This window comes from Ramlibacter sp. (assembly GCF_041916345.1).
GTDB lineage: Bacteria > Pseudomonadota > Gammaproteobacteria > Burkholderiales > Burkholderiaceae_C > Ramlibacter.
In genome coordinates this window covers 21,814-45,674 of record NZ_JAYRZR010000013.1, presented here as the reverse complement: position 1 = coordinate 45,674, position 23,861 = coordinate 21,814, and the positions used below count along the sequence as shown (strand labels likewise).

Here is a 23,861-nt window from a genome sequence, read left to right as displayed (position 1 = left end):
CTGCCGCCCTACTACCCCCGGCGTGTCCGCGCGTGCGCCGGGGGTCCGCGGCACCACCTGGCCCAGGGCGTCGAAGGCGTCGTCCTCCTGCTCCAGCTCCAGTTCCTCGTCCCAGCTGTCCAGCGCCTCCAGCTGCAGGCGCCGCTTCATCTCTTCCTCGTCCTTCATCATGGGGTTCCCCGAATGCAAAAAAGGGGTCCGGCTGCCCGGACCCCGTGAAAGGCAACAGCCTGAAGCTCGATCAATAGTTGTTCAGCACCTCGTCACCGTCGGCGGCGATCAGCCCGCCGTCATTGCGGGTGATCACGATGGTGGCCGAGCGCGGGCGCGCGTTGGCGCCGCCCGGGCCATAGCCCGCGTTGCCGGGCCAGTGGCTCAGGTACTTGGACGGATCGGCGATGTTCGCCTTCGAGATCGTCTCGCCGGGATGCTGGATGTTGACGAAGATCGCGCGGCCATCGGGCGTCTCGCAGATGCCGGTGATCTCGCAATCCTTCGGGCCCACCAGAAAGCGCTTGAGGTTGGCCGTGGTCGGCTTGGCGCCCACGCGCGTGGTCACCGTCGTCTTGCTGCCGTCGGCCTTGGTGTACTCGATGGCCTGCGTGGCGCCGTCGCCCACCGTGCCGGCCTTGCCGACCAGCATCATGCAGTTGGTCACGTCGGTGTAGGCACCGTCGTCGGTCTGGATGAAGCACAGGCCGGTCTTGGGGCTGAACCACAGACCGTCGGGGCTGGAGAAGTCGTTGTCGGCGGTCAGGGCGGACAGGTTCACCTTGCCGCCGTCCGCGCCGGCCTCGGCGCCGAACAGGTAGATGTCCCAGGTGAACGAGGTGGCCGCGCTCTCGCCGCCGGTTTCCTTCATGCGGATGATGTGGCCGTTCACGTTGCCGGGCGAGGTGGCGGCCGTGGGCGCGTCGGTGTAGGCGCGCGGGTTGGCCGCATCCACCGCCGTCTGCGAGGAGCCCGAGGGCTCCACCTTGCGGTTGCTGTTGTTGGTGAGGGTGTAGTACACCTCGCCGGTGACCGGATGCACCGCGCACCACTCGGGGCGGTCCATCTTGGTGGCACCCACCGCGTCGGCGGCCAGGCGCGTGTTGACGCAGATGTCGGCCTGGTCGGCGAACTTGTAGGCGGCGTAGTTGGCGATGGCGCTGTTGCTGAGGGCCAGTTCGATCCACTGGCCGGTGCCGTCGGCGTTGAACTTCGCGACGTACAGCTTGCCGTTGTCCAGGTACTTGTCACCGGCGGCCATGCGGTTGGACGCGTTGGCATCGGCGTTGTCCCAGTTCGCCGCGGACACGAACTTGTAGATGTACTCGCCGCGCGAGTCGTCGCCCATGTACACGGCCAGCGGCTTGCCGCTGGTGCGCAGGCCGAAGGCGCCGCTCTCGTGCGCGAAGCGGCCGAGCGCGGTGCGCTTGCGCGGCGCGACGGCCTTGTCGTAGGGGTCGATCTCGACCATGTAGCCGTACGTGTTCAGCTCGTTGCGGTAGTCGCCGGTGGCGTCCGCCGCGCTCGTCTGGCTGATGTTCCAGCGCGCGTACGGGTCGTCCGTGCCCGCCGTCTCCCAGCCGTGGCGGCTGGCGGCGCCTTGCGCGCGGCCGTAGCGCACCAGGGAGACCACACTCTTCGCGGTGCTGCCGCCACGCGCTGCGTCATCGGCGGCGGCGCGGGTGAAGTAGCCTGCCCAGTTCTCCTCGCCGGTGATCAGCGTGCCCCAGGGCGTGTAGCCGGTGCCGCAGTTGTTGATGGTTCCGCGCGTGTCGGTGCCATTGGGTGAGTACTTCGTCTTCGCCAGCGCATTGCCGCGCAGCGGGCCGTTGATCTGCACCGGCGTGAGCGGCGTCACGCGGCGGTTGTAGGCAGAGTCGCGCACGGTGGCGAACTGGCCATTCGTCTTGCGCACTTCGACGAACGAGACGCCATGCGCAGCGATCTCCTTGTCGGCTTCCGCCGGCGGGCGCGGGTTGGCCGTCACGCCAGCGGCGTGCAGGAACTGGTCGGTGATGGCCTCGTGGTTGATGGCCAGGATGGCGCGTTCGGAGCCCGCCACATCGCGCGCGGTACCGGCGGCGTTCAGGCCGAAGTACTCCATGCCGTCATGATGGTCGCCCGAGCGGTTCTCGAAGCCGGTGTCGGTGCCATCGTTCTTGTGGTCCGGCGTGGCGGCGTTGAGCGGGTCGCCGAGGGCGTAGATGATCTTCGCCGTGTAGCCGGCCGGCACGCTCACCACGTCGGCCACGCTCTTGGCGACGGCGGTGAAGTGGCCCAGGGAGATCGGTGTGCTGCTGCTGCCGCCGCAGCCGGTGAGCGGGAAGCTGCCCAGCACGGCCGCGCCGGCGGTGCCGAGGCCCACGCGCAGCATGTTGCGGCGGGAGAGGCGGGCGTCGACGATGTCCATCAGCGAGGGGTTGTCGCTGCGGTTGCAGTCTTCATCGCCGTGATGGCGCAGTTCCTTCTTGGTGAGCGTGTTCATGCGGGGATGTCCTGCCTTTCGTGGGTTGTCGTTCGGAACAGCCCGCGAGCGTAGGAAGCGCGCATGACACCGGCATGGCGCTGTCGTGACGGAACCGTGACGCGATTCGACAGGGGTGGGGCCGCGTCACCGATCTGCCATCGAATTGCCACCTGGTCGTCATGGCCGTTGTCGACACTGCGCGCAGAAACGCAGGAGCCCTGATGAACGAACTGCCCAACCCCACCCTACCGCTGTCACCCATCTCCCTGCCCAGGGGGTCACTTCATCGCCCGGGTCCGACAGTGGATCCGGCGGGGAGCGGCGGCATCACGGTGGCCTGGGCCCGCACGCAGGACGAAGTCCGCCAGGCCCAGCGTCTGAGGTTCGACGTCTTCGCGGGCGAGATGGGCGCGCGGCTGCAGACGCCGCTGGAAGGCCATGACATCGACCTGTTCGACGACTACTGCGAGCACCTGCTGGTGCGCGACTCGGCCACGCACGAGGTGATCGGCACCTACCGCTTGCTCACCCCGGCACAGGCCCGCCGTGCCGGCAGCTTCTACAGCGACACCGAGTTCGACCTGGTGCGACTGCGGCAGTTGCGCAGCCGCATGGTGGAGCTGGGTCGCAGCTGTGTGCATCCCGATCACCGCCATGGCGGCGTGATCCTCGCGCTGTGGGGTGCGCTGGCCGAATTCATGGTCCGCAACGGTCTCGACACGATGATCGGTTGCGCCAGCATCCCGATGCTGCACAACGGCGCCGTCAGCGGCGACGCGGCCGCCAGCATCTGGCGCCAACTGCGCGAGACGCACCTGGCGCCGATCGAGCATCAGGTGACGCCGCGCCTGGCCTTGCCGGTGGAGCAGCTCGACGACAGCCTGCCGGTGGAGCCGCCCGCGCTGATCCGGGGCTATCTGCGCCTGGGCGCGAAGGTGCTGGGCGCGCCGGCCTGGGACCCGGACTTCAACACGGCCGACCTGCCGATGATGATGCGCATCCAGGATCTGCCGCCGCGCTACCGCAAGCACTTTCTCGGGGCCTGACGCAGGCGCGGGGTGCATCCGCGCCCGGCTTGACGACTGTCAAGACACTGTCACAAACAAGATGAACACTGTCATCAATCCGTCACTCCTTCGTCATGCATGCCCGATACCGCTTCGCTGGCCGTCCCGTTCCTGGACCGTGACCACAGCATCCTGGCCTTCAACCGCCGGGTGCTGGACTGGGCGCATCGTCCCCGGGTGCCGCTGCTGGAGCGGCTGCGCTTCCTGACCATCGTCTCCTCCAACCTCGACGAGTTCTTCGAGGTCCGCTCGGAGCCGCACATCACCGCCGCGCTCGCCGGTGAGCAGAAGGGCGCCTACACGGTGGCCTCGTTCGAACGCGTCGCCGCCGAGGTCCAGCAACTGGTCGCGGCGCAATACCGCCTGTACAACGAAGAGCTGATGCCCGCCCTGGCACGCCAGGGCATCCGCCTGCTGGCGCATGGGGATCGCAATGCCCGGCAACGGGCCTGGGTGCGCGACTACTTCGAGCGTGACGTCCGCCCCTTGCTGGTGCCGGTGGGGCTGGATCCGGCCCACCCGTTCCCGCAGGTGGCCAACAAGTCGCTCAATTTCATCGTGCGTCTGGGTGGCAAGGACGCCTTCGGCCGCGAGAACGAGATCGCCATCGTCAAGGTGCCGCGGGTCCTGCCGCGGGTGATCCGCATGCCGGCCAAGGTGGCGGGCAAGGGCACGGGCCTGGTGCTGCTGTCCAGCGTGATCCGTGCGCATCTGGACACCCTGTTCCCCGGTCGCGAGGTGGGTCAGTTCTCGCAGTTCCGAGTGACCCGCCATTCGGATCTGGCGGTCGACGAGGAGGACGTGCGCAACCTGCGCACGGCCCTGCGCCTGGGCCTGCAGCATCGGCACTACGGCCAGGCGGTGCGGCTGGAGGTGTCGGACGCCTGTGCGCCGGCGCTGTCGGACTTCCTGCTCAAGCAATTCGGCCTGCCGCCGGCGGCCCTGTACCGTGTGCACGGTCCGGTGAATCTCGTGCGCCTGCAGCAGATGGTAGATCTGGTGGAGGCGCCCAAGCTGCTGTTCCCGGCCTTCCGCCCTGCCTATCCCCGCCATCTGGAGGCGGGCCGGTCCATCTTCGAGCAACTGAAGCGCGGCGACGTGATGATCCACCAGCCGTTCGAGAGCTTCGACGGCGTGATGGCCTTCCTGCGCGAGGCGGTCGAAGACCCGGACGTGCTGGCGATCAAGCAGACCATCTACCGCACCGGCGCCCAGAGCGAGATGATGGATCTGCTGCGCGAGGCGGTGCGGCGCGGCAAGGAAGTGATGGTCGTGGTGGAGCTCAAGGCCCGCTTCGACGAGGAAGCCAACATCAACTGGGCCGAGAACCTGGAAGCGGTGGGCGCGCAGGTGGTGTACGGCGTGGTCGGCCTGAAGACGCACGCCAAGATGCTGCTCGTCACGCGTCGCGAAGGGCGGGAGCTGGTGCGCTATGCCCATCTCTCCACCGGCAACTACAACCCGCGCACGGCCCGCCTGTACACCGACATCAGCCAGCTCACGGCCGATGCGAAGCTCACCGCCGACGTGGAACAGGTCTTCGTGCACCTGGCCGGACAGAGCCGCCTGCCGAAGCTGAACCACATCTGGGTGGCGCCCTTTCACCTGCACCGGCGGCTGATCGAGCGTATCGACATGGTAGGCGCCGCGGCGGCCGCTGGCCAGGATGCGCGCATCGTGCTGAAGATGAACGCGCTCACCGACGAGGCGCTGATGCAGGCGCTGGTGCGCGCCGGCCGCCACGGCGTGACCATCGACCTCATCGTGCGCGGCGCCTGCATGCTGCCCGCCGGCGTGCCGGGCCTGACCGAACGCATCCGCGTGCGGTCCATCATCGGCCGCTTCCTGGAGCACTCCCGCGTCTTCTACTTCCGCGCCGGCGAGCAGGAGTGCCTGTACCTCTCCAGCGCCGACTGGATGAACCGCAACATGCTGCGCCGGGTGGAGATCGCCTGGCCGGTGAACGACCCCGTGCTGCGCCAGCGCCTGATCGATGAATGCCTGGTGGCCTACCTGCACGACCACCGCGACGCCTGGGACCTGCAGCCCGATGGCAGCTACCGCCGCGCGCGCGGCGCGGACCAGCCCAACAGCCATGGCGCGCAGAATGCGCTGATGACCCGCTATGCCGCGCCGAACGGCGAGGAAGGAGAGAGATGGACCTGATCCTCTGGCGCCATGCCGAGGCCGAAGACGAGGCCGACGGCCAGCACGACCTGAAACGCGCCCTCACGCCCCGTGGCGAGAAACAGGCCGCGCGCATGGCCGCCTGGCTGGACCGCCACCTGCCCGAGGGTGCGCGCATCCTGTGCAGCCCTGCGCGCCGCTGCGAGCAGACGGCGCTGGCGCTGGGCCGCAAGTTCAAGATCCGGGACGCGCTGGCACCCGGGGGCTCGGTGGATGACCTGCTGGAGGCCGCCCAGTGGCCGCATGCGCGGCAGCTGGTCCTGGTGATCGGGCATCAGCCCACCCTGGGTGAGACGGCGGCCCGGCTGCTGCGCATGGAGGCGGGTGGCTGCTCCATCCGCAAGGGCGCCGCCTGGTGGCTGCGCACGCGTGAACGCGATGGGCAGGAGCAGACGCTGCTGTGGGCGGTGCAGACGCCCGAGACGCTCTGAGTGGCAGCCCTTCGTCCCTGCGTGACGAAGGGCAACCCCCTCAGTCCTTCGCCGGGCGCCCGGTCTTGATCGCAGGCACCGACTGCAGGCAGGTCGCCAGCGCCGAATCGGACATCACGGCCAGCGCCTTCAGGCCGGCGCGCAGCACCTCGCTCTTCTTGGCCGGGCGGCCCAGCTTGGCGGCGCGGGCCTTGAGTTCATCCAGCACGGCGTATTCCGCCTTCGGGATGGTGAAGCTGTCGCGCACGAGCTTGGGCTTCTTGGGCTTGTCCGCCTTGGGGGCTGCCGGCTTGGCGGCCATGGGCTTCGGTGCAGCAGCCTTGGAGGCAGCGGCCTTGACCATGGGCGGGGCCACAACCGGCTTGGCAGGAGCAGGCTTCTTCACGCCGACCTGCTTCGCGGCGGCCTTCTTCACGGCGGCCTTCTTCACGGTGACCTTCTTCGGCGCCGCGGCGCGCGAAGTCTTGGCCGCCTTCGCCTTGGGCGCGGTCTTCACCGGCGCCTTGGCGGCCTTGCGGACTTCTGCCACGGGGCTCGCGGCGGCGGGGCTTGCGGGGGTGTCAGTTGCCATGGTCGGATGCTCCTCTTCTTAAACCGTATAAACAGTATATATCGTTAAGGCTGCGCCGGCCCAGGCCGCCGCAACCCTCGAATCGATTATCCCGTCAGAGCCCGCGCATGGATGATCGTTCCCTCGCTCGTCGCGGGCCGCGTGGCACGCACTTGACGCGCGTCAACCGGATGCGCTGCGTGGCGTCGACAGTCATGGTTCGGGCCGGCGCGGTTGCGGCAAGGCCGGCGTCGGTCCAGACCTCGAAAGGAGAACGAACTTGATCAAGCAGGATGCCGTGGCGTCCCTGGGCGAGCAGCGGCTGCTGCGGCCCGCGCGGCTGCGCGAGGCGCTCAAGGCCAATGACCGGCTCAAGCTGGTGCTCACGCTGCTGCAGGCCGGTGCGTCCCACGCGCAGGCGCCGCAGGAGCCGGTGCCGGATCTCGCGCGCGAGATCGGCGCCACCGACATCGACCGCTGGGAAGACCCGGCCTGGCTGCGCAACCTGCCGGGCGCCTTCACCCTCGGCACGGCCGGCCTGCACGCGCCGGAGCTGCCACGGCTGATGGCCCGTCTGCGCACCGACCTGCAGGCCATGGCGGCGCCGTTGCTGGACGAGGCGGCCGCCGGCCTGGCCGAGCGCGTGAGCACCTGGTCGGCGCGGCTCGACAGTCTCGCGGCCCCCTTCCTCGCGCTGGCCGATCTGGCCTCGCTGGTGCACGGGCGGCGAGCCGATGGCGACAGCCTGCACCTGCTGGTGATGGACCTCCATCGCGCGCTGAACGGTCTCGCCGCCGAACTGAGCACACGCCTGGTGGAGGGCGCGCATGTCTGGCAGCTCGCCCCGGACGGCGCCGACGAGCCGCGCGTGGCGGCGTTCATGCGCGGCCTTTCCCGCACGGCGCCGCTGAAGCTGGATCACCCGGGCCTGGAGACTTCGGCCACCCGTGACGGCGAGCGGCTGCTGATCCAGAACGACATCGGCACCAGCGATGCCCACGTGCTGGTCGTGCAGGTGGAGGCCAACCGCATCACCGTCACCTACTCGGATCTGCACCGCCAGCGCTTCGCCTTCTTCCAGGACCTGCTGGCCGAGGCGGGCGCGCAATGGACGAAGGCCGAGTCCCGCACCACCCCTGGCCTGAACGAGGGCGCGGCCTACACCCTGGGTACCGCCACCTTCACGGCGGCGGACGAGAAGGCCCTGTGCGAGCGGCTGGAGGCCCTGGCGTCGCGCATCGTGTTCGTGATCGACTGGAACCGTGCGCGCAAGCGGCTCGTGCCCCTGGTGGGCAAGGCCTCGGCCGTGGCCGTGCTGCGTGAGGCCGCGCGGCGCGAAGTGGGCCACATCGCGTGGCTGAAGGCGGGCGCCGACCGGCTGGTGTGGAACGCCATGAGCGGCCAGGCCGACGCCGACTTCCGGCTCGGTGACCGGCTCGACGATGTGCTGCCCGAGGCGGCCGCGCGCGACTACCTGGTGCAGGTGCTGGCGCTCGCCTGGGACGCCGCTCAGCGGCGCCTGCCCGATGCTTATGTGGCCGACGAGGCGAGACTGCTGCTGACCCGTTGCCTCGCCGGGCGCCACATGGGCTTCGGCCTGCTGCAGGAGCACGCGGCCCTGTGCCACGCGCTGGCCGCTGGCCTGCTGGAGGCCCTGGAGCAGGGCTGGGAACAGGATGCGGCTGCCGTGGCCCGCCTCGCGCTGCGTGCCAAGGACTGGGAGCGCTCCGCCGACGAGCTGGTGGAGCGGGCCCGCGCCCACGCGGAGCGGCAGCCGCGCTGGCAGTCCTTCACGCGCCTGCTGGAGGAAGCCGACGACATTGCCGACGCGCTGGAGGAAGCGGCCTTCGTGCTGAGTGTCATCGGCGAAGGCCATCACAAGGGCTGGACGGACGAAGTGCGGCAGCTGCTGCGGGCGCTGGCCGGCACGGTGATGGGCGCGATGGAAGACCATGTGCGCGCCGTCGCGGTGGCCGCCGGCCTGGGCGAGGGCAGCGACGCGGCGGATCATGGCGACTACCTCGATGCCCTGTGGCGCGTGCTGCAGGCCGAGCGCCTCGGCGATGAACTGCACCGGCAGCTGCGGCGCGTGGCCGCCAGCGCGTTGCAGGACGCGCCTTCGCTGGTGCTTTGCAACGAGTTGGCCCAGGCGCTGGAGTCGGCCTCGGACGGGCTGCTGTCATTCGGCTTCCGGCTGCGCGACCATGCCTTCCGCAGCCTGGTGGTCACGCGATGAGCCGGCCCGCACGCCCCTGGACCATCGGGTGCGGCACGAACGAGGGGCCACCCCCGCCCGCGCAGGCCATCGGCGGCAAGGCACACAATCTGGCGCGCATGGCGGCGCTGGGCCTGCCGGTACCGCCGGCCTTCGTGCTCGGCACCGACTGGTGCGGCCGCGGCGACACCCTCACGCCCGCCGAATGGGCCGAGCCGCTGCGCGCGCTGGAGTCCGCCTGCGGCCTGCGCGTCGGCGATGCGCGGCGGCCCCTGCTGCTGTCGGTGCGATCGGGCGCGCCCGTGTCGATGCCGGGCATGATGGAGACGCTGCTGAACATCGGGTTGTGTGATGTCACGGTGCCCGGCCTGCTGCGCCTGACGGGCGATCCGCGCCTGGTGTGGGATTCCTACCGCCGGCTCGTGTCGGGCTATGGCGAAGTCGTGCTTGGCGTGCCGGCGGCGGCCTTCGAGGCGGACCTCGCGGCCATCGCGGGCGGCGTGGCCGAGCGGGCGCTGGACTTCGCCCAGCTGCGCGCGCTGACCCGTCGACACCAGGAGACCCTGGCGCATGCCGGCACCCCGTTCCCGCAGGATCCGGGCGAGCAGCTGGCGGGTGCCATCCGCGCGGTATTCGACTCGTGGCAGAGCGCCCGCGCGGTCGCCTACCGGCGCCTCCGGGACCTGCCGGATGCCATGGGCACGGCCGTGACCGTGCAGCGCATGGTGTTCGGCAACGCGGGCGGCATGTCCGGCGCGGGGGTCGGCTTCACCCGCCATCCGTCCACCGGCGAGCCGGTGCCCTGGGTGGACTTCCTCCTGCATGCGCAGGGCGAAGACGTCGTCTCGGGCCGCCGCACGGCGCACGGGCATGACGAGCTGGCCGTGCGTGCGCCTGCGGTCTGGGCCGCGTTGCGTGACGCCCTCGGCCGGCTGGAGCATGAGTTCCGCGACATGCAGGATTTCGAGTTCACGGTGCAGGCCGGCAAGCTGTACCTGCTGCAGACGCGCAACGGCAAGCGCACGCCGCTGGCCCATGCGCGCATCACGCTCGACCTGCTGCGTGAGGGCCTCCTCTCCCGTGAAGAAGCTCGCGCGCGCACGCGGGAGCTGCGCGCGGAAGACCTGCAGCGGCATCGCGTCGCCGCTTCCGACGGCGCGCAGGCCAACCTGCTGGCGCGTGCCACCAGCGCCTGCACCGGCGTGGCTTCGGGCAGCATCGCGCTGGACGAGGCGGCGGCGAAGCGCGCGCACGATGCCGGCCGGCCCGCCATCCTGGTGCGCGAGACGGCCGAGACCGCCGATATCGCCGCGCTGGACCACGCGGCCGGCCTGCTCACGGCGCGCGGCGCGCGCACCTCGCATGCGGCCGTGGTGGCGCGCCAGCTTGGCAAGGTCTGCCTGGTCGGCTGCCCGGGCCTGGAGATCGACATGGCCCGGCAGCGTGTGCGCCTGGGTGGCCGTGAACTGCTGGCCGACGACGTGATCACGCTCGATGGCGACGAAGGCGGCGTCTATCTCGGCCTGGTGCAGTCGGTGGTGGAGACCGAGCAGGATCTGCTGAATGGCTTGCTGGCCTTGCGCGCCGGCCCGCCCTGATCCGCCAGGGCGGTGGCTCAGGCCACCGCGAAGGCCCAGGGTGTCTTCTGCCAGGCGACCACTTCCTCGCGCAGCAGGTGGGCCGACTGCGGGTACTGGCGCGCCCATTCCGGCTTCACGCTCATCGTCACCTCGCGCTCGCCCGCGCGGATGCGCAGGCCGCTGAGGTCCGGGTCGCGCCGGGCGTGACACAGGATGACGGCGAGGCGCAGGCACAGCAGCTGGTGCATGAACAGCTCGTCGTCGAAGTCCACCTCCAGCTTGCGCAGCTTGCCGCGGTGGCCCAGCACCAGCAGGCTCAGGCGGTGCAGCTCGGGCTGGGCGAAGCCCAGCGCATCCACGTTGTCGAGGATGTAGGCCCCGTGCTTGTGGTAGTCGCTGTGCGAGATGAGGCTGCCGATCTCGTGCAGCCGCGCGGCCCAACCGAGCTTGCGCTCGTGGCGCTGCAGCTCCGGCGTGGCTTCAGCACCGCGCAGGTCGCGCAGCAGCTGGCGCGCCACGCGGGCCACGCGCTCGCCCTGGCCGGCATCCACCTCGAAGCGGGTGGCCAGGCGCTGGATGGTGGCGTCGCGCACGTCGGTCTCGGCGTGCTCGCGGTCCAGCATGTCGAACAGCACACCCTGGCGCAGCGCGCCCACGGCGGGCTGCATGCGGTCGATGCGCAGCAGGTCGAACAGCGCCCGCAGCACGGCCAGTCCGCCGCCGATGACCGGGCGCCGGTCGTCCTTCAAGCCCAGCAGGCGCACCCGGTCGCTGGAGCGGGCCGCCAGCAGCTGGTCGCGCAGCCAGTCCAGGCCGGTGCGCGTGATGAAGCCCGGTTCATGGCCGGCGGCCCACAGCACGTCGCCTACGGCGCCGATGGTGCCGCTGGAGCCATAGGCCACGTCCCACGCGCCGGGCGTGTACAGGTTGAGGGCCTCGTCCAGCACCGCCTGTGCCGCGATCTCCGCGCGTTCGAACGCGGCGGCTGTGAACTGGCCGTCGCCGAAATACTTCATGGACCACGCCACGCTGCCGACCCGGTAGCTCTCCATCGTGCCGGCCACGTACTGCCGGCCCAGGATCAGCTCCGTCGACCGGCCGCCGATGTCCACCACCAACCGGCGCTCGTCCGACTGCGGCAGCAGGTGCGCCACGCCCTGGTAGATGAGGCGCGCTTCCTCGCGGCCGGAGATCACGTCGATCGGGAAGCCCAGGATCTGGCGGCCGCGATCCAGGAACACATCCCGATTGCGCGCTTCGCGCAGCGTCTGGGTGGCGACGGCGCGCACCTGCCGCGGCTTGAAGCCGGCCAGTCGCTCGGAGAAGCGGGCCAGGCAGGCCCAGCCGCGCTCCAGCGCCTCCAGCGTGAGGTTGCGGGCTTCGTCGAGGCCGTTGCCCTGGCGCACCGTCTCCTTCAGGTACTCGACCCGCTGGACCTGCCCGTGGTCGACGCGCCCGATCTCCAGCCGGAAGCTGTTGGAGCCGAGGTCGATGGCGGCGAGCAGGGTACCGTCTTGCATGCGGGGCGCGGGGGTGGGAGCGGGGTCGCGGCCAGCATAGCACCGCGCCCGGGGCGCCGCGCGCTGCGGCCGGCGCTCAACCCACAACGCGGCCATCGGCGGTCAGCAAGGTCTGGGTCACGAAGGTGGCGCTGCGCCGCTGCTCGTTGAAGGCGACGCGGTAGCCGCCCACATCCATCTCGGCGCGGCGCTGGAAGGCGGCCAGCACGCTCTGCCGCGTCAGGGCGCCGTCGATCTTCTGCAGCACCTCGAAGGTGTAGCGCGCGGCGATGAAGCCCGCCAGGCTCAGGGCCACCGGCGGTTCGTCGAACAGCCTGGCCATCACCTCGCGGTAGCGGCGTACCACCGGCAGCGAGGCCGTGACCATGGGCACCGCCTGGGTGGCGATGATGGGCGTGGTGCGGCCGCCGCCCATCTGCGTCACGGTCTGCAGGTTGACGTCCGCGAGCGCGATCACATAGCGCTGGCGCGACTGCCGGTCCAGGCCCTGGGTGAACTGCACCAGCTCGGGCGTTCCACCCACGAACAGCAGCAGCGCCGGACTGCCGGGCCCCAGGCCCTGGCCCAGGCGCGACAGGTCGCCCGTGTTGCGGAAGGGGACCATGCGCAGCTTGAGTTCCGCCGCGCTGCGGGCCACGTCGTCGCGGGACAGGTCATGCTCGCGCGCCGAGGCGAACACGGCGCCGACCTCGCTCACGCCGATCACGGAGAGCGATTTCAGGGCATGCGCGATCTGATCCTGCCGGGAAGCGAAGATCGGGAAGGTGCGGTCGTCGGCCTCGACGCTGGCGTTCTGCAGCCATGGCGCCACATGGGCCATGGCCTGGGCGTCCTGCCGCAGCAGCGCGGTGAGCTGCGTCGCCACCGGGTCGCTGACAGTGCCGCTCAGGGCAATGCAGGCTTCGTTGTCCTTCAGCTCCTGCCAGGCCTTGCGGATGGAGGCGGGCGTGCCGTCCACCTCCACGTTCAGGTGCTGCACCGGCCGGCCGCGCAGGCCGCCACGGGCGTTGATGTCCTGCCAGGCGGCGCGCGAGCCGATCAGGAAGTCCTTGGCCACGTCCTGCTCCTGCGGGGACGCGTCGAAGACCTGGGCCACCACGACCGGCCGCTGGCGCGCCTGCGCCAGCACGGGAAAGGGGGTACCCGCGGCCAGGCCGGCCGCGAGCAGGGTGCGGCGACGCATCAGCGGCGGGGCGGCATCAGCACGCGGTCGACCTTGTGCACCACGCCGTTGGTGGCCAGGATGTCGGCCTTCTCGACCATGGCGTCCTCCACGGTGACGAACTGGCCGGCGCGGGCCAGCGCCAGGTTGGCGCCCTGGGCGCTCTTTACGTTGCCGGGCTTGACCTCGGCGGCGGTCACCTTGGCGGGGACGACGTGGTAGGCGAGCACGGCCTTCAGCTGGGCCGGGTCCTTGCCCAGGGCTTCCATCGTCTTGGCCGGCACGGCCTTGAAGGCATCGTTGGTGGGCGCGAACAAGGTGACCGGGCCGGCGGCCTTCAGGGTGTCGGCCAGGCCGGCCTGCTGCACCAGGCCGTTCAGCGTGCTCAGTTGCGGATCGCGGGCGATGGTGTCGGCCACGGAAGCGGGGCTGCTGCCGGGCTGGCTGGCGCAGGCGGCCAGCAGCAGGGCGGCCGGGATGAGGGCGAGAAGACGGCGGTTCATGGGGTTCCTCCGGTTGGGTTGGGTTTGCGGCCGGAGGTTAGGGAAGGGGCGTGACAGGGGCGTGACGGTTGCGTGACGCCTGCGAGGGAGTGACGGAGCGGCCGACATGTCACCGCGCTGTCACACAACGGTCTTAGAGTCCGGCGCAATCGATCCCCAACCCCAGAGGTGACTGAATGATTTCCAGCTATCGCATCGCGACCCTCGGCCTGGCCGCCCTGGCCTTCGCGGCCACCGCTTCTGCCCAGGACGTGACGGGCGCCGGCGCGACCTTCCCGGCGCCGCTGTACGCCAAGTGGGCCGCCGACTACAACAAGGCGACCGGCGTCAAGATCAACTACCAGTCGGTCGGCTCGGGTGCCGGCATCCGCCAGATCGACGCGAAGACGGTCGCCTTCGGTGCCTCCGACATGCCGCTGAAGGACGAGGAACTGGCCAAGAAGGGCCAGATCCAGTTCCCCACCGTGATCGGTGGCGTGGTCCCCGTGGTCAATATCCGCGGCATCGCGCCCGGCCAACTGCGGCTCACGGGTCAGGTGCTGGGTGACATCTACCTGGGCAAGATCACCAAGTGGAGCGACGCCGCCATCAAGGCGATCAACCCCGGCGTGAACCTGCCGGATGACGCGATCGCCGTCGTGCGCCGTGCCGATGGCTCGGGCACCACCTTCATCTTCACGAACTACCTGTCCAAGGTGAACGCCGAGTGGAAGGCCAAGGTGGGCGAGGGCACCGCCGTCAACTGGCCCACGGGTGCGGGTGGCAAGGGCAACGAGGGCGTGGCCGCGTTCGTGGGCCGCCTGCCCAACTCCATCGGCTACGTGGAATACGCCTACGTCAAGCAGAACAAGATGACGTACACGCTGATGCAGAACCGCGACGGCCAGTTTGTCCAGCCCAGCGACACGGCCTTCAAGGCGGCCGCCGCCGGCGCGGACTGGGCGAAGACCTTCTACCAGATCACGACCGACCAGCCGGGCAAGGAAGCCTGGCCCATCACCAACCCGACCTACATCCTGATGCACAAGGTGCAGGACAAGCCGGCGGACGCGGTGGCCACGCTGAAGTTCTTCGACTGGGCGTTCAAGAATGGCGACAAGACGGCCGATGACCTCGACTACGTGCCCATGCCCGCCAGCGTGAAGGCGCAGATCGAGAAGCTGTGGCAGACCGAGCTGAAGGATGCTTCCGGCAAGCCCATCGCCTACCGCTGATCGTCGTCCGCAAGCAGACTGAAAGAGGGAGGGGCCCGCGTGTCCTCTACACTTCCGGCCGGAAAGGCCCCCATGGACATGATGCCGCGAGCCACCTCCCGCACGCCGCCACCGGCGCGTGGCGCGGGCTCCGGTGCGCTCATGGATCGATTGTTCGGCTGGGCGGCCAAGGCTGCGGCCATCCTCACGCTGTCGCTGCTGCTGGGCATCCTCGCGTCGCTGGTCGTGGGCGCCTGGCCGGCCATCAGCAAGTACGGCCTCTCCTTCCTGACCAGCACGGTCTGGGACCCGGTCGCCGAGGAGTTCGGCGGCCTGGTCATGATCTACGGCACCCTCGCCACCTCGTTCATCGCGCTGCTGATCGCGGTGCCGGTGAGCTTCGGCATCGCGCTGTTCCTGACCGAGCTGTCCCCCGCGTGGCTCAAGCGCCCGCTGGGCACGGCCATCGAGCTGCTGGCCGCCGTGCCCTCGATCGTCTATGGCATGTGGGGCCTGCTGGTCTTCGGTCCCATCCTGGCGAAGTACGTCCAGCAGCCGCTGCAGTCAGTGTTCGGCAACGTGCCGCTGCTGGGCACGTTCTTCTCCGGGCCGCCGGTGGGCATCGGCATCCTGTCGGCCGGGATCATCCTGGCCATCATGATCATCCCGTTCATCGCGGCCGTGATGCGTGACGTGTTCGACGTCACCCCGCCCATGCTCAAGGAGTCCGCCTACGCGCTCGGCTCCACCACCTGGGAGGTGATGTGGAAGGTCGTGCTGCCCTACACCAAGAGCGGCGTCGTGGGCGGCATCATGCTCGGGCTGGGCCGCGCGCTGGGGGAGACGATGGCAGTGACCTTCGTCATCGGCAACTTCAACCAGCTCGACTCGCTCAGCCTGTTCCAGGCCGCCAACAGCATCACCTCCGCCCTGGCCAACGAGTTCGCCGAGGCCTCCACCGGCCTGCACCAGGCGGCACTGATCTACCTGGGCCTGGTGCTGTTCTTCATCACCTTCGTGGTGCTGTCCCTGTCCAAGCTGCTGCTGGCCCGCCTGCAGCGCAACGAAGGAACCAAGTCATGAGCGGCACCGGCGCCCGACTGATGGCCGCGGCCGACGCCCAGGCCGCGCGCGAAGCCAAGTTCATGGCGCGCAAGCGCGTGAACAAGATCGCCCTGGCGCTCTCGCTGGCGGCCATGGCCTTCGGCGTGTTCTGGCTGATCTGGATCCTGCTGGAGACCATCCTCCTGGGGGTGGGGGGCCTGAGCGTCGCCACGTTCACGCAGAACACGCCGCCGCCGAACGAGGCCGGCGGCATCCTGAACGCCATCTGGGGCTCCTTCCTGATGGTGATGCTGGCCACCTTCGTGGGCACGCCCATCGGCATCATGGCCGGCATCTACCTGGCCGAGTACGACGTGAAGGGCTGGCTGGGCGTGACCACGCGCTTCGTCAACGACATCCTCCTGTCGGCGCCCTCCATCGTGATCGGCCTGTTCGTCTACGCGGTGGTGGTGGCGCGCTTCAAGCAGTTCTCCGGCTGGGCGGGCGTGATCGCCCTGGCCCTGATCGTGATCCCGGTGGTGATCCGCACCACCGAGAACATGCTGATGCTGGTGCCTTCCGCGCTGCGAGAGGCCGCCTATGCGCTGGGCGCGCCGAAGTGGAAGGTGATCGTCAAGATCACGCTGCGCGCGGCGCGTGCCGGCGTGGTCACCGGCGTGCTGCTGGCCGTCGCCCGGATTGCCGGCGAGACGGCGCCGCTGCTCTTCACCGCCCTCAACAACCAGTTCTTCAGCACCAACATGAACGAGCCGATGGCCAGCCTGCCGGTGACCATCTTCAAGTTCGCGATGAGCCCGTACGAGAACTGGCAGCACCTGGCCTGGGCCGGCGTGTTCCTGATCACGCTGGCCGTGCTGGGCCTGAACATCCTCGCCCGCGTCCTGACCCGCAACAAGATCTAGGCCCGACATGGAATCGACCTCCGCCACCAAGACCGCGCCCGCCAAGCTGAGCGTGCGCGACCTGAACTTCTACTACGGCAAGTTCCATGCGCTCAAGGGCATCAACATGGACATTCCGGAGAAGAAGGTCACCGCCTTCATCGGTCCCTCGGGCTGCGGCAAGTCCACGCTGCTGCGCACCTTCAACCGCATGTACGAGCTGTACCCCGAGCAGCGCGCCGAGGGCCAGATCGTGCTGGACGGCGAGAACCTGCTCACGTCCAAGAAGGATGTGGCGCTGATCCGCGCCAAGGTCGGCATGGTGTTCCAGAAGCCCACGCCGTTCCCGATGTCCATCTACGACAACATCGCCTTCGGCGTGCGCCTGTTCGAGAACCTGTCGGACGCCGACATGGACGAGCGCGTCGAGTGGGCGCTGCGCAAGGCGGCGCTGTGGGAGGAAGTCAAGGACAAGCTGCAGCAAAGTGGCTCCGGCCTGTCCGGTGGCCAGCAGCAGCGCCTGTGCATCGCGCGCGGCATCGCCATCAAGCCCGAGGTGCTGCTGCTCGACGAGCCGTGCTCCGCGCTGGACCCCATCTCCACCGGCAAGATCGAGGAGCTGATTGCCGAGCTGAAGGACGACTACACCGTGGTCATCGTCACCCACAACATGCAGCAGGCGGCACGCGTCTCGGACTACACCGCCTACATGTACCTCGGCGACCTGATCGAGGTGGGCGAGACGGAGCAGATCTTCTTCAAGCCCAAGCGCCAGGAGACCGAGGACTACATCACCGGCCGCTTCGGCTGAGCTGTCACACCCAGGGGGACCCATGCCAGAAAAACACCTGTCCACGCAGTTCGACTCCGAGCTGAACAGCCTGTCGTCGCGGGTCATGGAGCTCGGCGGCCTGGCCGAGTCGCAGATCCGCCAGGCCGTCTATGCGCTGGCGCAGTTCAACGGCGACGCCGCCCGCAAGGTGGTGGAGACCGAGGTGCGCGTCAACGCGATGGAGGTCGAGATCGACCGCGAGCTGGCCTCCGTGATCGGCCGCCGCCAGCCGACCGCGCGCGACCTGCGCCTGCTGATGGCGATCTCCAAGACGACGGCCAATCTCGAGCGCGTGGGCGACGAGGCCGAGAAGATCGCCCGCATGGTGATCTCCATCATCGACAAGAGCGGATCCGTCCGTGCGCTGCCGTCGACCGAGCTGCGCGTGGCGGCCGATCTGGCCTCCGACCAGCTGCGCAAGGCGCTGGACGCCTTCGCGCGGCTCGACGTCTCGGCCGCGGTCGCCATCCTGCGCGGCGACGACCTGCTCGACGAGGAGTTCGATGGCTTCGTGCGCAAGCTCATCACCTACATGATGGAAGACCCGCGCACCATCTCGCCCAGCCTCGACCTGCTGTTCGTGGCCAAGGCGATCGAGCGCATCGGCGACCACGCGAAGAACATCGCCGAGTTCATCATCTACGTGGTCAAGGGCGCCGACGTGCGGCACCTGCCGCTGGAGTCGATCCAGGCGGCCATCGAGTGAAGGCGACGTGAAGCACCTGCCCCGCATCCTGATCGTGGAGGACGAGCCGGCCATCGCCGAGCTGGTCGCGGTCAACCTGCGCCACAACGGCATGGCGCCTTTGTGGGCGGAGGACGGCGAAGCCGCCCAGCGCGAGATCGATGCCGTGCTGCCGGACGCCATCCTGCTCGACTGGATGCTGCCCGGCCAGAGCGGCCTGGCGCTGGCGCGCAAGTGGCGCGCCGACGCCCGCACGCGCGGCGTGCCCATCCTCATGCTCACCGCCCGTGGCGACGAGCCCGACAAGGTGGCCGGCCTCGATGCCGGCGCCGACGACTACATCACCAAGCCCTTCTCCACGCAGGAACTGCTGGCGCGCATCCGTGCCGTGCTGCGCCGGCGTGCGCCAGACCGGGTGGAGGACACGGTGAGCATCGCCGAGCTGCAGCTCGATGCCGCGGCCCATCGCGTGTCGTGGCAGGGCCGTCCGGTGAAGGTGGGGCCGACGGAGTTCAAGCTGCTGCACTTCCTGATGAAGCACCCGGAGCGCGTGCACAGCCGCCAGCAGCTGCTGGACAAGGTCTGGGGCGACCACGTGTTCATCGAGGAGCGCACGGTCGACGTGCACGTGAAGCGCCTGCGCGAGGCCCTGGGCCCGCAGGCGGGCGTGCTGGTGGAGACGGTGCGCGGCGCCGGCTACCGCATCACGGCCCAGCCGGCCAACGCCTCGCGCGTGGCGGCCTGACAGCGGTGCCCCTGTCCTGGGGCATCACAATCGTGGAATGACCGCGCGCCTGATCGCCTTCACCCTGTGCCTCGTGGTCGGTGGCGCCACGGGCTGGTGGGTGGCAGGGGACACTGGCGCCGAACTGGGTCTGGCCGTCGGGGCCGTGGCCTGGTTCGCGCTGGAGAGCCTGCGCGGCCTGCGCGTGCTGCGCTGGCTGCGCGACGGTGACATCCGCAACACGCCTTCGGTGGGCGGCCTGTGGGGCCAGGCCGCGGACCGCATGCGGCGCGGCCTGGTTGCCCGCGAGCGCGCCACGACCGAGGCCCACCGGCGGCTGGAGGACTTCCTCGATGCCATCCGCCGCTCGCCGAATGGCGTGGTGCTGCTCGATGCCGCCGGTCGCATCGAATGGCTCAACGAGACGGCAGCCGGCCAGTTCGGGCTGGACACCGAGCGCGACCTGCAGCAGCACGTGCTCAACCTCGTGCGCGATCCGGACTTCGCGGCCTACTACCACGGCGCCAGCTTCGGCGAGGACGTGAGCCTCGCGGCGCCCGGCAGTTCACCCTCGCGGCCGCGGCGCCTGTCGGTCCACCTGCACCCCTACGGCGAGGGCCGCATGATGCTGCTGGCCCGCGACGTCACCGCGGTGGAGCAGGCCGAGGCCATGCGGCGTGACTTCGTGGCCAACGTCTCGCACGAGATCCGAACCCCCCTGACCGTGCTGTCGGGCTTCATCGAGACGCTGCAGAGCCTGGACCTGCCGGCCGAGGACCGGCGGCGCTACCTGGGCCTGATGGGCCAGCAGGCGCAGCGCATGCAGACGCTGGTGAATGACCTGCTCACCCTGTCGCGGCTGGAGGGCAGCCCGCTGCCGGGCAGCACGGACTGGACGCCCGCCGCCACCCTGGTGGCACAGTGCGAACAGGAGGCCCGTGCGCTCGCGGCGGCCTCCGGCAAGTCGCTCGATCTCCGGTTCGTGCCGGCGCCGGCGGTGCAGCTCGGGGGCGCGCCGCATGAACTGCAGAGCGCCCTGTCCAACCTGGTGAGCAATGCCGTGCGCTACACGCCCGCGGGCGGGCGCATCGAGGTGCTGCTGCGGCTGCTCGATGGCGGCCGCCTGGAACTGGCCGTGCGCGACACCGGCCCGGGCATCGCGCCCGAGCACATCCCTCGCTTGACCGAGCGCTTCTACCGCGTGGACCGCAGCCGCTCGCGCGAGACTGGCGGCACCGGGCTGGGCCTCGCCATCGTCAAGCATGTGGTGCAGCGGCATGGTGGCGAGCTGCGCATCGACAGCACGCCCGGCCAGGGCTCCACCTTCGCCATCACGATGCCGGCTGTGCGTGTGCGGGCGCCCCAGGTGGCGGCCAGCGCCGAGCGGCCCGCCACAGAATCACAGGCAGGATGAGCGCCAGCAGCGCCAGCGAGACAGTGGCCGCGATCCAGAAGGCGGCCGGCGTATGCATCGCGGCCCAGGGGCCGATGCCCACATAGGCCAGCAGGTAGCCGCCGCCCAGGCCCACGCCCCACAGCAGCAGGCTGTACAGCACCAGCGGCAGCACCGCGACGCGGTAGCAACGCAGCACGAACACGCACAGGCCCTGCGTGGCATCCCCCAGGTGGAACAGGGCCAGCCAGCCGAGCAGGCCGGTGGCCACGGCCACCACCGCCGGATCCGAGGTGTAGATGGCGGCGATGCCGTGCCGCGTGAGGGCCAGGGTCGCTGCCATCGCCACCGCCAGCGTCAGCCCGATGCGAAAGCCGGTGCGGATGACCGCGCGCGCCTGCTTGGGCTGGCCGGCGCCGAGCCAGTAGCTCACGCGCGCGCTGGTGGCGATGGCCAGCGACAGCGGCGTCATGAACATCACCGCGGCCAGGTTGCTCACGATCTGGTGCGCGGCGGCCGCCACCGTGCCCTGGCGCGAGACGAACAGCGCCATCAGGGTGAACGAGGTGACCTCCACCATGATGGTCAGGCCGGCCGGCACGCCGATGCGCGCGAAGCGGCCGATGGCGGCCCAGTCCGGCGGCTCGATCCGCGACCAGATGGCGTAGGGCCGGTACAGGTCATCGGTGCGCAGCAGCCAGACGGCGACCACCAGCAGGGCGATGCTCACGACCACCGTGGCCCACGCGCAGCCCACGGCGCCCATGGCCGGCAGGCCCAGCCCGCCGAAGGCGAACCAGATGGTCAGCGGCACCTTCAGGCCCAGCGAGCCGATCTGCAGCCAGGTCACGATCTTCGGCTTGCCCAGGCTCTGGTTGAGCGTGCTGTACATGCGGAAGAGCAGCGCGGCCGGCAGGGCCAGCGCGAGCACGGCGAGGTAGCGGCGTACCTCGCCCTGCAGCGCGAGCGGCACGCCGGTGGCGTCGAGCAGGAAGCCGGGTGCCAGCAGGCCGGCCACGCCGGCGATGGACGCGATGGCGGCCAGGTACAGCGCCTGCCGGACCGAACGGCCGAGCGCGGCCTCGTGCCCGCGGCCAGCGCCATGCAGCTCGGCCCACACGGGCAGCAGGGCCTGCAGGATGCCCATCATCGCGACGAACACCGTGATGTACACGGCCGAGCCCACCGAAAGGGCCGCCAGGGCCTCGGGCGCATAGCGCCCGGCGACGATGGTGTCGGTCATGCCGTAGGCCATCACGGCCAGCTGACCGGCGAGGACCGTGCCCGCGTGGCGGGCGATCACCCCACGCTCCGACATCAGCGTGCCGCCCGGCGGTAGAGCACGAGGTTGTCGGAGGCGTCGGTGGGGCGGCGGACGGTGGCCACCGGCAGCCAGGTGTCGGCACCCAGCACGGCGGCGACGGCCGGCTGCGCATCCGGCGTGACTACCAGCCACGGGCAGCGCGGCGTGCGCGAGGGCGCGTGCAGCTCGCGGCCGGCATGCGCGCGCAGCGCGGCGAGCTGGGCGCGGGACAGGCCCAGCACCTCCACGCAGCCTGGCGGCGTCATGAGCTGGCCGAGCCGCTGCACCACCGGCCGGTAGCTGCGCGCGTAGTCCAGCACCGGCAGCCACAGCGTCATCACCAGCAGCCAGCCCAGCGTGGCCCCGCCGGCCGGCAGCACCAGGCTCTTCCACAGCGCCTCGGGGTGGCGGCTGGTGCGCCAGCGCACGAGCCAGAGCCAGGCCAGGGTGGCGGCCAGCGCCAGCAGGAAGGGCAGCAGGGCGAACTCCGGCACGAAGCCGGGGGCGAGCCGCGCGACGTTGGCGGCCGGCTTGGCCGGCACGCCGGTCTGCAGCGAGATCCAGATCACCCAGATGACCAGCGCGCAGAAGCTGAAGAACAGCAGCGTGAACCAGTCGATCAGGGCCGACACGCTGCGCTTGAAGGTGGGCAGCGCCAGGGCCGCCAGCGTGGCCAGCGCCGGCAGGCCCAGCAGCAGCGCACGGTCCGGGCTGGGCGACAGCAACGCCGTGCCCAGCGCCACGAGCGCGAACCACAGCGGCAGCGCCAGGTGGCGCCGGCGCAGCTGGCCGCGCCAGCGCCAGGCCGTGTACAGGGCCAGCGGCCACGCCGGCCAGGTGAACCACACGAGCAGCCGCGCGAGCGACTGCCACTCGCGCGGGGGGCCGCTGATGCTGGCCAGGCGCCAGTGCCAGGCGTCGGTGGCCACGGCCGCCAGCGCGGCCACGGCAGCGACCGCCAGCACGGCCGCGGCGGCGCGCCGGGGCGTGAGGCCGGTGGCGTCGGACGGCGGATCCAGGAGCAGGGTGAGGGCCCCGCCCAGCGCGAACAGGGTGCCCATGGCGGGCGCACCGCTCAAGGCCAGGCCGATCAGGCCCGCGGCCAGCGTGGCGAGCGGCACCGCGCTTCGATAGGGCAACGCGGCCAGCCCGTGGAAGGCGAGGGCGGTGAAGCCGAGCTGCGCCAGCGAAGGCGTGGTCTCGTGCGAGAGCTGCGCCAGGCCGAAGCAGGCCACCAGGGCCAGCAGGCCGGCGTCGGCCAGCGCGCGTGCATAGTCGGTGGGGTGGGCCTCGCCGCCGAAGGCAAAGGGCACGGGCTGGGCGCCGGGCGTGCGCGCGAGGTAGTAGACGGCATACCAGGTGGCCAGCAGGGTGGCCACCAGCAGGGCGATGAAGGGCAGGCGGGCGGCGAGCGCTGCGTCGAGACCGGCGGGGGCCAGCTGCACGGCCCATGCCCCCAGCCAGTAGGGCAGCAGGGCGTCGAACTCGGGTGGCAGACCCAGCAGCGTGGGGGCGAGCCAGTCGGCGCGGCCATCGGCCAGCTCCAGCATGTAGCCCAGCGTGGCGATGTCGGCGTTCTTCCAGGGGCCGCGGCCGATGAAGCCGGCCAGCACGTAGGCCGCGCACAGCAGCAGCAGCGCCGTGCGCGGCAGGCGGCGCACGGCGCTCTGGGCAACGATGGCGGGCGTCGGCTGGTTCACGCGCTGGGAGTGTGCCGCAGTTTCCGGCGCGGCACGGCAGTTGGCGTCACGGAAAAAAAAGGCCGCCCCTGCGGGCGGCCTTGAGGGACTGGAGAACGCGTTTTCTTACTTGGCGCCGGTCTTGCCGAACTTCTTGAAGAACTTGTCGACGCGGCCACCCATGTCGTTGACGGACTTCTGGGTGCCGGTGTAGAACGGGTGCGACTCGCTGGAGGTGTCCAGCTTGTACAGCGGCAGCTCGCGGCCGTCGTCGGTCTTGCCCGTCTCGCGCGTCGCCACGCAGGAGCGGGTGACGAACTTGAAACCGTTGGAGAGATCCACGAAGAGCACTTCGCGGTAGTTGGGGTGGATGCCTTCTTTCATATGCCTCTGCGTGCGCGGCAGCCGCGCCGGGACATCCGGCGTACTTTCC

20 protein-coding genes are annotated in these 23,861 nt (G+C 70.2%); 12 read left to right on the top strand and 8 right to left on the bottom strand.

Annotation, left to right across the window (positions count from 1 at the left end; all coding sequences use genetic code 11):
- Positions 1-241: 241 nt before the first annotated feature.
- Positions 242-2,476: a PhoX family phosphatase gene (locus ACE3T5_RS06145; protein ID WP_374665554.1), complete on the bottom strand. Its 2,235-nt coding sequence runs from the start codon at positions 2,474-2,476 to the stop codon at positions 242-244.
- Positions 2,477-2,679: 203 nt separating this feature from the next.
- On the opposite strand from ACE3T5_RS06145, the gene ACE3T5_RS06140 reads away from it, so the two are divergent.
- The 3 genes from ACE3T5_RS06140 to sixA all read left to right on the top strand — a co-directional run bounded on the left by ACE3T5_RS06140 (position 2,680) and on the right by sixA (position 6,143).
- Positions 2,680-3,504, top strand: a complete 825-nt coding sequence (locus ACE3T5_RS06140) for a GNAT family N-acetyltransferase (RefSeq protein ID WP_374665552.1) — start codon at positions 2,680-2,682, stop codon at positions 3,502-3,504.
- Between the two features lie 99 nt (positions 3,505-3,603).
- Positions 3,604-5,691, top strand: coding sequence for a polyphosphate kinase 1 (gene ppk1, locus ACE3T5_RS06135; protein ID WP_374665550.1), 2,088 nt, complete (start codon positions 3,604-3,606; stop codon positions 5,689-5,691).
- Positions 5,682-6,143, top strand: a complete 462-nt coding sequence (sixA, locus tag ACE3T5_RS06130; RefSeq protein ID WP_374665548.1) for a phosphohistidine phosphatase SixA — start codon at positions 5,682-5,684, stop codon at positions 6,141-6,143. The genes ppk1 and sixA overlap by 10 nt, the downstream gene beginning before the upstream one ends.
- Positions 6,144-6,183: 40 nt before the next feature.
- Here sixA and ACE3T5_RS06125 read toward each other — a convergent pair whose 3' ends face one another.
- On the bottom strand, positions 6,184-6,714 hold the full coding sequence (locus tag ACE3T5_RS06125; RefSeq protein WP_374665546.1) for a hypothetical protein: 531 nt from the start codon (positions 6,712-6,714) through the stop codon (positions 6,184-6,186).
- Positions 6,715-6,973: 259 nt separating this feature from the next.
- On the opposite strand from ACE3T5_RS06125, the gene ACE3T5_RS06120 reads away from it, so the two are divergent.
- Both ACE3T5_RS06120 and ACE3T5_RS06115 read left to right on the top strand, forming a co-directional pair.
- Positions 6,974-8,929 carry a DUF47 family protein gene (locus tag ACE3T5_RS06120; RefSeq protein WP_374665544.1) on the top strand — a complete coding sequence of 652 codons (1,956 nt, stop codon included), beginning with the start codon at positions 6,974-6,976 and terminating at the stop codon, positions 8,927-8,929.
- The gene (locus ACE3T5_RS06115; protein WP_374665542.1) at positions 8,926-10,506 is read left to right on the top strand and encodes a PEP/pyruvate-binding domain-containing protein; all 1,581 of its coding nucleotides are present in this window, start codon (positions 8,926-8,928) and stop codon (positions 10,504-10,506) included. The genes ACE3T5_RS06120 and ACE3T5_RS06115 overlap by 4 nt, the downstream gene beginning before the upstream one ends.
- Positions 10,507-10,523: 17 nt before the next feature.
- Here the strand turns inward: ACE3T5_RS06115 and ACE3T5_RS06110 are convergent, their stop codons facing one another.
- The 3 genes from ACE3T5_RS06110 to ACE3T5_RS06100 form a co-directional block, all read right to left on the bottom strand.
- Positions 10,524-12,008, bottom strand: coding sequence for an exopolyphosphatase (locus tag ACE3T5_RS06110; RefSeq protein WP_374665540.1), 1,485 nt, complete (start codon positions 12,006-12,008; stop codon positions 10,524-10,526).
- 76 nt (positions 12,009-12,084) lie between these two features.
- Positions 12,085-13,191, bottom strand: coding sequence for an ABC transporter substrate-binding protein (locus ACE3T5_RS06105; protein ID WP_374665538.1), 1,107 nt, complete (start codon positions 13,189-13,191; stop codon positions 12,085-12,087).
- On the bottom strand, positions 13,191-13,673 hold the full coding sequence (locus tag ACE3T5_RS06100) for a fasciclin domain-containing protein (protein WP_374665536.1): 483 nt from the start codon (positions 13,671-13,673) through the stop codon (positions 13,191-13,193). The genes ACE3T5_RS06105 and ACE3T5_RS06100 overlap by 1 nt, the downstream gene beginning before the upstream one ends.
- 176 nt (positions 13,674-13,849) lie before the next feature.
- Here ACE3T5_RS06100 and pstS point away from each other — a divergent pair, with 176 nt between their 5' ends.
- The 7 genes from pstS to phoR all read left to right on the top strand — a co-directional run bounded on the left by pstS (position 13,850) and on the right by phoR (position 20,467).
- Positions 13,850-14,887 carry a phosphate ABC transporter substrate-binding protein PstS gene (gene pstS, locus ACE3T5_RS06095; RefSeq protein WP_374665534.1) on the top strand — a complete coding sequence of 346 codons (1,038 nt, stop codon included), beginning with the start codon at positions 13,850-13,852 and terminating at the stop codon, positions 14,885-14,887.
- 72 nt (positions 14,888-14,959) lie between these two features.
- Positions 14,960-15,949, top strand: a complete 990-nt coding sequence (gene pstC, locus ACE3T5_RS06090) for a phosphate ABC transporter permease PstC (RefSeq protein ID WP_374665532.1) — start codon at positions 14,960-14,962, stop codon at positions 15,947-15,949.
- Between the two features lie 20 nt (positions 15,950-15,969).
- Positions 15,970-16,833 (top strand): phosphate ABC transporter permease PstA, encoded by an 864-nt coding sequence (gene pstA / locus ACE3T5_RS06085; RefSeq protein ID WP_374665586.1) that lies wholly within the window; start codon positions 15,970-15,972, stop codon positions 16,831-16,833.
- A 7-nt stretch (positions 16,834-16,840) separates the two neighbouring features.
- Positions 16,841-17,623: a phosphate ABC transporter ATP-binding protein PstB gene (gene pstB / locus ACE3T5_RS06080; RefSeq protein ID WP_374665530.1), complete on the top strand. Its 783-nt coding sequence runs from the start codon at positions 16,841-16,843 to the stop codon at positions 17,621-17,623.
- A gap of 22 nt (positions 17,624-17,645) precedes the next feature.
- Positions 17,646-18,350 (top strand): phosphate signaling complex protein PhoU, encoded by a 705-nt coding sequence (gene phoU / locus ACE3T5_RS06075; RefSeq protein ID WP_374665527.1) that lies wholly within the window; start codon positions 17,646-17,648, stop codon positions 18,348-18,350.
- Between the two features lie 7 nt (positions 18,351-18,357).
- Positions 18,358-19,074: a phosphate regulon transcriptional regulator PhoB gene (phoB, locus tag ACE3T5_RS06070; RefSeq protein ID WP_374665525.1), complete on the top strand. Its 717-nt coding sequence runs from the start codon at positions 18,358-18,360 to the stop codon at positions 19,072-19,074.
- Between the two features lie 37 nt (positions 19,075-19,111).
- Positions 19,112-20,467: a phosphate regulon sensor histidine kinase PhoR gene (phoR, locus tag ACE3T5_RS06065; protein ID WP_374665523.1), complete on the top strand. Its 1,356-nt coding sequence runs from the start codon at positions 19,112-19,114 to the stop codon at positions 20,465-20,467.
- On the opposite strand, the gene ACE3T5_RS06060 is transcribed toward phoR, so the two are convergent.
- From ACE3T5_RS06060 to ACE3T5_RS06050, 3 genes are all read right to left on the bottom strand, one after another.
- The gene (locus ACE3T5_RS06060) at positions 20,385-21,764 is read right to left on the bottom strand and encodes an MATE family efflux transporter (RefSeq protein WP_374665520.1); all 1,380 of its coding nucleotides are present in this window, start codon (positions 21,762-21,764) and stop codon (positions 20,385-20,387) included. The two genes, phoR and ACE3T5_RS06060, sit on opposite strands and share 83 nt — an antisense overlap.
- Positions 21,764-23,449 carry a hypothetical protein gene (locus ACE3T5_RS06055; protein WP_374665518.1) on the bottom strand — a complete coding sequence of 562 codons (1,686 nt, stop codon included), beginning with the start codon at positions 23,447-23,449 and terminating at the stop codon, positions 21,764-21,766. Before ACE3T5_RS06055 ends, ACE3T5_RS06060 begins: the two co-directional genes overlap by 1 nt.
- 105 nt (positions 23,450-23,554) lie before the next feature.
- Complete coding sequence (locus ACE3T5_RS06050) at positions 23,555-23,812, bottom strand: type B 50S ribosomal protein L31 (RefSeq protein WP_374665516.1); 258 nt, start codon at positions 23,810-23,812, stop codon at positions 23,555-23,557.
- Positions 23,813-23,861 lie beyond the last annotated feature (49 nt).